This window comes from Dyella sp., from assembly GCF_036568765.1.
GTDB lineage: Bacteria > Pseudomonadota > Gammaproteobacteria > Xanthomonadales > Rhodanobacteraceae > GSA-30.
Map to the genome: position 1 here is coordinate 1 of NZ_DATCRY010000109.1, position 4456 is coordinate 4456.

The 4456-nt window shown below is 60.0% G+C and carries 3 protein-coding genes and 1 pseudogene; all 4 read left to right on the plus strand.

The window, feature by feature from the left end; all coding sequences use genetic code 11:
- Positions 1-3: 3 nt before the first annotated feature.
- The gene (locus tag VIM98_RS07815; protein WP_331992539.1) at positions 4-774 is read left to right on the plus strand and encodes an SDR family NAD(P)-dependent oxidoreductase; all 771 of its coding nucleotides are present in this window, start codon (positions 4-6) and stop codon (positions 772-774) included.
- Between the two features lie 37 nt (positions 775-811).
- On the plus strand, positions 812-1408 hold the full coding sequence (locus VIM98_RS07820) for a YhgN family NAAT transporter (RefSeq protein WP_331992540.1): 597 nt from the start codon (positions 812-814) through the stop codon (positions 1406-1408).
- A 129-nt stretch (positions 1409-1537) separates the two neighbouring features.
- The gene (locus tag VIM98_RS07825) at positions 1538-3259 is read left to right on the plus strand and encodes a lysophospholipid acyltransferase family protein (RefSeq protein WP_331992538.1); all 1722 of its coding nucleotides are present in this window, start codon (positions 1538-1540) and stop codon (positions 3257-3259) included.
- 854 nt (positions 3260-4113) lie between these two features.
- A pseudogene (locus tag VIM98_RS07830) lies at positions 4114-4456 on the plus strand (TonB-dependent receptor); the annotation flags it as partial.

A 4456-nucleotide genomic window follows, 5' to 3' on the forward strand; every position in this document is an offset into this window, starting at 1 on the left:
AGCCTGCCCGGCATACGTTTCCCCGCCACTTGGCAGCCTGGCGAGCAGCATCTGGCCGGACGCGTCATCGTCGTCACCGGTGCCTATGGCGGCCTCGGTAGCGCGGTGGCCAGGGCTGCCGCGCGCGCTGGCGCCACGGTCATTATTACTGGCAAGCGCAAGCGTCAGCTCGAGCAGCTCTATGACGCCATGCTCGCCGAATCGCTGGCTGAGCCCATCATCCATCCGCTGGATATGGAAGTGGCCACACCACGTGACTATACGGCGATGGCCGAAGGCATCGAAAGGGATTTCGGGCGTTTGGACGGCATCGTGCATGCTGCGACGAGCTTCGCCGGACTGACGCCGTTGGCCATGCACAAACCGGATGATTGGTTGCGTGCCTTGCACGTCAATGTGTCGGCGCCGTTCGCATTGACCCAGGCCTGCATGCCATTGCTGCAACAGGCACCGGATTCGGCTGCGGTCTTTGTGCTGGACAATCCCGATCTGCTCGTCCGTGCACACTGGGGCGCCTATGGCGTATCCAAGGCAGCGCTGGAGCGATTCGTGGAAATCCTGCATCAGGAAACCGACACCAGCCCGCTGCGCGTGCATGCCCTGCTGCCGGCACCGATGCGCACGGCGGTCCGCCGGCAGGCCTATTTCGGCGAAGACACCAACATTCATCCGCTGCCGGATGCCACAGCTATCGCCGCGGTCTATCTGCTCAGCGCGGATGGTGCGCCAGCCCGTGGCAAGATTCTTGACCTGCGTCCGGAGCTGTCGGCGTGATCGTTATTCAATACAAGGAAGATGCATGGAAACGCAGATGACCACCTTGTCGGCGGCGATCCTGCTGTTTCTGATCATGGATCCCCTCGGCAATATCCCGATCTTTCTCAGCCTGCTCAAGGATGTGGCACCCAAGCGCCGGCGCTGGGTGCTGATTCGCGAATTGCTGATCGCACTAGGCGTGCTGCTGGTATTTCTGGTCGGCGGGACGCACATTCTCAAACTGCTGCAGTTGCGCCAGGAGTCGATCAGCATCGCCGGCGGGATCGTGCTGTTCCTGATCGGCATCCGCATGGTGTTTCCGCCGGTGACCGGGGGCATTTTCGGCAAGGCGGGCGAAGGCGAGCCCTTTATCGTACCGATGGCGATTCCAGGCGTGGCTGGCCCTTCGGCTATGGCGGCGCTGCTGCTGCTGACCAATACCCAGCCGGGGCGCACAGCCGATTGGGCCATTGCACTGTTAGGCGCATGGCTGGCGACCGCGGTGATCCTGTTGTGCTCGACATATCTGTTCCGTTACTTGGGCGCGAGCGTGCTGACTGCGCTGGAGCGCGTCATGGGTATGTTGCTGATTGCATTGTCGGTGCAGATGTTCCTCGGTGGCGTGGCCGCTTACTTGCATTTAACAGTTTGAGCGACGTTTGCAGCCTGCGTTGAAAAAAAGAGGCTTGTCGCGTCATCTCGCAAAATCTTAGTCCCAACAGCATCACCTTGCTGTCATAATCCGGCCCCAGGATCGTGCATATCCTTTAAGGAGGCGGTCATGCTCAGCGTTGAACAGACCCTCACAGAACGTTTGCCATGGCTGGCGCAACACCCCAAGATCCGCCGGCCCGTTGCCGGCATGCTGGGCATGTTGGCCGATGAAGCCGGGTTCAACCGGACCATCGAACATTGCGCTGCCTACGAAGGCTTCGATTTCGTCGAACGCGCACTGGACGTGCTCGGAGTGAGCTATCGCATCAACCCGCGCGAGCGGGAGAACATCCCGGTCGAGGGTGGCGTGCTTGTCGTCGCCAATCATCCGCTGGGTATGCTCGATGCGATGGCCTTGCTGCAACTGGTCGGCTCGGTGCGCAGCGATGTGCGCATCCTGGGCAACGACTGGTTGAACTTGATCCCGCAATTGAACAAATTGCTGCTGCCGGTGGATGTATTCGGCAAGGGGGCGGCATCGCGCTTGCGCGAGGTCTATCGTGCGCTCGATCGCGGCGAAGCATTGATTGTGTTCCCGGCAGGCGAAGTTTCGCGGATGGGGCCGGCCGGTGTGCGCGATGGGCGCTGGGCGGATGGTTTTGCCCGTCTGGCTCACCGCAGCAAGGCGCCGGTGCTGCCTATCCATGTAGCTGCTCGCAACTCGGCGATGTTCTATGGCTTGTCGATGCTGGCCAAGCCGTTGAGTACCGCGATGTTGCCGCGAGAGGCTGTATCGCGCATGCAGCGGCGGATCGCCTTCAGTGTCGGCAAATTGATCAGCGCCGAGGAATTGAGCGAACGTAGTGGCGGTTCGACGGAACAGGCTGCAAAGCTGATGCGCCGTCACGTTTATCGTATCGGTCGCCGCCGTGGTCTGATCTTCGGCGGTCAAGCGCCGCTGGCGCACCCGGAGCCGACGGAGCGTATCGTTGCCGAGCTGGCTTCACAGGCCGAAAAGCTGGCCGATCTCAACGACGGCAAGCAGGTGCTGTTGTTCAAGGGCGCTGCTGACAGTGCTGTGTTACGCGAGATCGGTCGTCTGCGCGAACTGACTTTCCGCAAGGTGGGCGAGGGCACGGGCGCCCGTCGCGATCTGGATCCTTACGATCCGCACTACGAGCATCTGGTGCTGTGGGATCCCAAAGCCTTGCACGTGGTCGGTTCGTACCGTTTCGGTCATGGCGGGAGACTGATCGGCGAGCGCGGCATGGCCGGTCTGTATACGTCGAGCTTGTTCAACTATTCGCCGGCGCTCGAGTCGCGCCTGTCCCAGGGATTGGAACTGGGACGCAGCTTCATCGCACCGGCCTACTGGCGTTCGCGCGCGCTCGATCAGCTATGGCAGGGCATTGGGCTGTATCTGCAGCGCCACCCGGAGCTGCGCTATCTGTTTGGCCCCGTGAGCATGTCGGTCAGCCTGCCACGCGAAGCGCGCGAGTGGATCGCCGCTGCGTATCAGCACTACTTCGGTGTTTCGGGCTTGGCATCGGCACGTCAGCCATTTGTGGTATCGCAGGATGTGCTCGACTTGGTGCGCCATGCGCTCGAAGGGCTCGATCCGGCCGCGGGGCTGGGCAAGCTCAAGCATCACCTGGATGCGTTGGGCGTGAGCTTGCCGGTGTTGTATCGCCAGTACGTCGACCTGGTCGAACCCGAAGGTGTGCAGTTCCTTGGTTTTGGTGAGGATCCGGGCTTCTCCGGTTGTGTCGATGGCTTGGTCATGCTCGATCTGGCCAATCTGAAGCCCGCCAAGCGCGCGCGCTATTTGGGTAAGGCCGCAACGGAATGAAGCTGAGGCGGACGCCGCGGGTTTCGGGACGATCCCGATAACCGGCTTTTCTGCAGGTCTTCAGGGAACCTCTAAAAACCTCTTAATCGCCCGAATATAGCGAAAGCGGATCCTATCGTTGTGGGAGCGACTTCAGTCGCGACAAGGACTTGCGGTAAGGCACGATTGTCGCGACTGAAGTCGCTCCCACAGAAAGCAAGTTTTTCGAGGTTCCCTTCAGTCGCGACACGAACTTGCCGTGAGGCATGTCCGTCGCGACTGAAATCGCTCCCAAGAAGTAAGTGAGGCGTTGCCTAGTGTTCGTGGGAGCGGTTTCAGCCGCGACAGACGCGACTGAAATCGCCTCGCTGATACGCTGTCGGCCACGTGCCGACAAAGCGGCCCTCAAGATCTGCAGGGATTTCTGATCGAGCCACCGCAAGCTTCCATGGCCCGCTGCACGTCCTTGCGTACGCATCCGCATGTCGTGAGGCAGTCGTAAAGATACTGTCAAATACCTATGTGATCATGCTAATGTAATTGCAAAGCGCGACTGTGATTACGGGTTTATAGGGAACTCGAAATCCCGGTGTGGGAGACTGATTCGTAATTTCTTGCCTGATCTTGACCGATCGGGTTTTTTTACGCCCGGAATAAACGTTTAAAATTACGTTAAACGGCATGAAATTACGTTTATTTGCAAATACTTGCGATGCTTTTTGAGGCCGCTTTGGCGCTTTGGAGCTGGCAAAAGGTTTGGGCTTGCATGAATGCGACAGGGTTCCCTTCTGGCGAGGGGCATCGGCTCATTCCGCGCATTCGGCCGAGAGTTGCGGCCGGTTAATTCAACCACTTGGAATGTCGGACTTTTAAAAATGAAACGAACCCATCTTTCCGTGGCGATTGCCGTTGTCTTCGCTATGTCCGCCAGCATGGCGGTGGCTCAGGACGCTGCCGATCAGAGCGCCCAAGGGGCACGCAAGCCTGCTGCCGGCGCGGTTGCCGCACAGCGTGGCAATGCCAATGCATCGAGCACCTCCAACACCACCAACGACAACGCCACGTTGCGTAGCGTGCAGCAGCTGTCCTCGGTGCAGGTCAGTGCCGACTCGCTGTCGCTCGGTGGCGGCATGATGTCGGTGCAGACCGCGCCGAAGGCCGTGTCGACGATCACCCGTGATGCCATCGTCAAGGCGGGTCCGGGCAGCAACTTTACCC

Excerpts from the sequence above, each read along its gene's own strand:
- VIM98_RS07820 (WP_331992540.1), top strand. The coding sequence starts at position 812 with ATGACCACCTTGTCGGCGGCGATCCTGCTGTTTCTGATCATGGATCCC.
- VIM98_RS07825 (WP_331992538.1), top strand. The coding sequence starts at position 1,538 with ATGCTCAGCGTTGAACAGACCCTCACAGAACGTTTGCCATGGCTGGCG.